The organism is uncultured Gemella sp. (genome assembly GCF_963529685.1).
Lineage (GTDB): Bacteria > Bacillota > Bacilli > Staphylococcales > Gemellaceae > Gemella.
This window is the reverse complement of the sequence record NZ_CAUSAI010000074.1, coordinates 1-3,157: the sequence shown is the minus strand read 5'-3', so window position 1 is coordinate 3,157 and position 3,157 is coordinate 1. Positions and strand designations below refer to the sequence as shown.

Sequence of the window (3,157 nt, the reverse complement as noted above, 5' to 3'; positions counted from 1 at the left end):
ACTAATTCATGTACTACTCCCGGTATAGCAGACACTCTACTTTCATTATTTTTAATTTCTGTTGGTACTCCGATAATCATTTCCCTTACCTCCTTATTTTTTCTCTGTACTTGTATTATAGCATAGATGTTCATAAAATGAAAGCGTTTTTTTAATGAAAATAACGATGAAAATATTTTCTTTTTTTAAGATAATATTTCTAATCTAAACTCTAGTAAAATAGGCTTCTTTTATCTACGGTTAATACTTTTTTCATGAAAATAAATGATAAATTACTAAAAGAAAAGAAATTTGAAAAACACTGTTATACGATTTTCATTTTGCTGTATTAGTATATTCATCTTTTAAATTTTTATTAATCGCCGTTTGAATATTTACAAATAAATTTGTTTTAAAAACACAATTTTATAGTTTTATTAAAATTTTATCTAAATAAATTTTTTTATTCTAAAGAACATTTTTTAAATATTTTATTGAAAACTTTTTGTATTTCAATAATACAAAAAATAATAGTGTATTATAACTATTTCGCATAAAGTCACCATAATTTTCGAGTTTATAAAATAAATACCTCTATTAAACATAAGTTTAATAGAGGTATTTTTATTATCTGCTGTAATATTCAACGATAAGTTGTTCGTTGATTTCTGGGTGTAATTCACTTCTTTCTGGAATTCTTACTAATGATCCTTCTAATTTATCAGCATCAAAAGTTAAGTATTCAGGAACGAAGTTAGTTACTTCAACAGCTTCTTTAACAATTTCAAGGTTTCTAGATTTTTCTCTTACTGAAACTACTTGACCTGGTTTAACAGCGTAAGAAGCGATATCTACTTTTTTACCATCTACAAGAACGTGTCCGTGGTTTACTAATTGTCTAGCTTGACGGTTAGTTCTTGCTAAACCTAAGCTGTATACTACTGAATCTAAACGTGTAGCAAGTAATGCCATGAAGTTTTCACCGTGTAGACCTTGTAATTTACCAGCTTTATCGAATAATTTACGGAATTGTTTTTCATTCATACCGTGTAGGTAACGAAGTTTTTGTTTTTCTTGTAATTGTAAACCATACTCAGATAGTTTTTTTCTTAAGTTAGGACCATGTTGTCCTGGTGCGTAAGGGCGTTTAGCTAACTCCTTACCAGTACCGCTTAGTGAAATTCCTAAACGACGAGATTTTTTCCAAGTTGAACCTGTAAAACGAGCCATTATGTGCTCCTCCTTATATCTTTTTGTTTTTATTTTTGTGAAAACAAAAAGCACGATTATCGTTGTTGTATATGTTATAAAACTGGAACTTCGCCTAGCAGCATAGGCTACGAGTTGCCACATTAAAAAATGTATAACATAGAGGCAATAACAATTAATCCACTGCTATTATTTTACACAAAGAATAGTTTATCATTATTTAAATAATAAGTCAACTATTTTGATGTATTTATTAACACGTTTCTACAAATTTTTTAAAAGTATTATACTCATCATCTATCTCCGGGTGCCATTGAACACCTATAAGGTTCTCTCGTTCTATTGCTTCAATAGTTCCGTCGTCTGCCACTGCTGTGACTTTGAAACCTTCGGCTAGTTTATTAATCGCCTGATGATGTATTGAATTAACATTATTTTCTTTTCCATATAAGCTATATAAAAATGAATCCCTGTTTATTTTTACTGAATGCCTTACTAATTTTTCTTTACTAGTATGCTCATCAATATGTTGTTTTAGTGTACCTCCAAAGTAAATATTAAGACTTTGCAATCCACTACATATTCCCAAAATAGGCTTCTTCTGCCTTTCAAACAATTCAATAAGTCTAAAGTCTAATTCATCCTCATAATTGTCTTCCGGATAAATAAGCCCCTTTTGTGGCTCTTCTCCATAATATTTAGGGTTTATATCTCTATCTCTTCCCGCAATTATTAGACCATCACACATCTCTACAATTTTCTCTATTCCATTTTGCGAACAAACTGGGAATAATACAAAACCTACTTTGGTCGCTATTTCTGAAAAATATCCATTAACGTATAGCCTTCTTTTATCTATACCTGCATCAGATCTATAATCCACGCTTCTTGTTGAAATTGCTATTATTTTCATGTGCAATGACCTCCTTTTTCAATCTATGATTTTAATTATATAAACTTTATAAATAAATGTCAAGGTTGATTTTTCTATATTTTCAGAAATTTTAGTAAAATTCAATACTATTGCATAATTAATTTAAATTATATAGAAAATCTTTTTATAAGTTATTTCATGATATTGTAATTATTGCTAAAGATATGTATAATAATAGTTGTGCTAAATTTTAAGGAGGAATTATTAAATGAGTTATTTACTAACTGTCAAATATCCTAAACAAGAAGTTATAGAAAATGGAAAAGAATCTGTTACAAATATTAAAGAAAATATCGAAGATGTTACAGTAGAAGAACTATTAGAAAAATACCAAGAATTTCAACGAGTAGGATATGATGTCAAAATTAATTTTGTAACTTCAGAAGTGTATGATGAATTTGATGTTTTTAAAATGGCTGAAATTTTCGATCTAAATGCCATCGACTATAGTGCTAAATTAAAATTTGTTAATCGATCTAATAAAGGTTCACACGATTACATCAGTAGCCTTGCTAAACTTTTTGATAGATATACTTTCGACTATGATATATCGATAAAATTGAAAATTAACGAAAAATCAGAAATTGATTTTAAAAATGAAGATACTTGGTTTGGTGAGACACCTATTTATCAAATAAATCCAAAGATCAACGTAAAAGATGCAAAACTATTTAAAAATCTGTACGACGAATTAAATGAAATTGCTCAAGTAAGCGCAGAAATTAAGCCGAAGAAAATAGAAGAAAAAATACTTTTACTATCATTAGATAACTATCCAGAAGGTACAGAAGTAGTTTTTACCCTTAAGGATTCTGAAATATACGAATAAAATATATTTTTCAAACTGAAAATCAACTATCCATTAGATATTGATTTTCAGTTTTTTACTTTTCTGTATAAAAAAAAGAAGACAACAGAGAAAGTTCTCTGTTGTCTTGACGTGCAAATTGGTATAAGACCAATATTAACGTTTTGAGAATTGAGGAGCACGTCTCGCACCACGAAGACCGTATTTTTTACGTTCTTTCATACGAG

At 28.6% G+C, this 3,157-nt stretch carries 4 protein-coding genes; 1 reads left to right on the top strand and 3 read right to left on the bottom strand.

The features are described 5' to 3' along the window. Positions 1-606: 606 nt before the first annotated feature. The gene (rpsD, locus tag RWS90_RS07750) at positions 607-1,209 is read right to left on the bottom strand and encodes a 30S ribosomal protein S4 (protein ID WP_314550224.1); all 603 of its coding nucleotides are present in this window, start codon (positions 1,207-1,209) and stop codon (positions 607-609) included. Positions 1,210-1,441: 232 nt separating this feature from the next. Next, entirely contained in the window at positions 1,442-2,101 is a 660-nt protein-coding gene (locus RWS90_RS07745) for a gamma-glutamyl-gamma-aminobutyrate hydrolase family protein (protein WP_314550222.1), read from the bottom strand. A 229-nt stretch (positions 2,102-2,330) separates the two neighbouring features. Here RWS90_RS07745 and RWS90_RS07740 point away from each other — a divergent pair, with 229 nt between their 5' ends. After that, positions 2,331-2,951, top strand: coding sequence for a hypothetical protein (locus RWS90_RS07740; protein WP_314550220.1), 621 nt, complete (start codon positions 2,331-2,333; stop codon positions 2,949-2,951). A 135-nt stretch (positions 2,952-3,086) separates the two neighbouring features. Here RWS90_RS07740 and rpsI read toward each other — a convergent pair. Continuing rightward, positions 3,087-3,157 (bottom strand): 30S ribosomal protein S9 (gene rpsI / locus RWS90_RS07735; RefSeq protein ID WP_314550226.1); only part of this gene is annotated, 71 nt, incomplete at its 5' end.